Below are 731 nucleotides of genomic sequence, written 5' to 3'. Positions count from 1 at the left end.
GATACGAGTTGATATCCAGGCATGAAAAGACCACAAAGTCCAGAGAGATCCGAACTTGTCCCGACCAATACAAGGGGCTCACGCTTGCGCAGGGCTATCTGGTTCCACGCCCCCGTGCAACACAGATTCCCGTTCATGACGTGGAAGTTCGCTCACTTGAGGTGTACGAGCAATTGACAGGGGTGAGCCCATGACGGAACTGGAACAAGTCCGCTTTCGGCTCGAGGAATTGGGTCTCCATCGGGCTTCCGAGCTTCTGGATGTGCGGCTGAAAGCCGCACAACATGCACAGTACACATACCTGGCGTTTTTGGGAGAGTTGTTGGAAGCAGAACTGACGGAGCGAAAGCGTCGGAATCTCGAGGTTCGCACCAAATTGGCACGTCTCCCTTACCGGAAGAGCCTGGACGACTTCGACTTCTCTTTTCAACCCAGCCTCGACGAAAGATTCGTCCGGGAACTGGCCACCATGACCTTCGTTCAGCGGAATGAAAACCTGATCCTGCTCGGACCACCGGGCGTGGGAAAAACGCACCTGGCCATTGCGATGGCCATAGAGGCCATCGCCAAAGGACTCTCCGTCTACTTCGTGAGTCTGACGCATCTGGTTGAAGACCTCCGCAAGTCTTATGAGGAAAACCGCTTGGACAAACGGCTCAGAGTGTATATACGGCCCAAAGTTCTGGTGATTGATGAAGTGGGCTACCTCCCCCTGGATAGCTTGGCAGCCA

The 731-nt window shown here is 54.6% G+C and carries 1 protein-coding gene and 1 pseudogene; both read left to right on the top strand.

What is annotated here, in order from left to right:
• Positions 1–194, top strand: a pseudogene (locus tag I8U19_RS17460) (IS21 family transposase); the annotation flags it as partial.
• The coding region (locus I8U19_RS17130; RefSeq protein WP_198056626.1) for an ATP-binding protein at positions 191–731 on the top strand (541 nt) is incomplete at its 3' end. The pseudogene I8U19_RS17460 and the gene I8U19_RS17130, both read left to right, overlap by 4 nt.

This window comes from Thermoactinomyces sp. CICC 10523 (assembly GCF_016055105.1).
GTDB classification, from domain to species: Bacteria; Bacillota; Bacilli; order Thermoactinomycetales; family Thermoactinomycetaceae; genus Thermoactinomyces_A; species Thermoactinomyces_A daqus.
The sequence above is the reverse complement of the archived record's forward strand: the minus strand, read 5'-3'. Positions and strand labels throughout refer to the sequence as shown.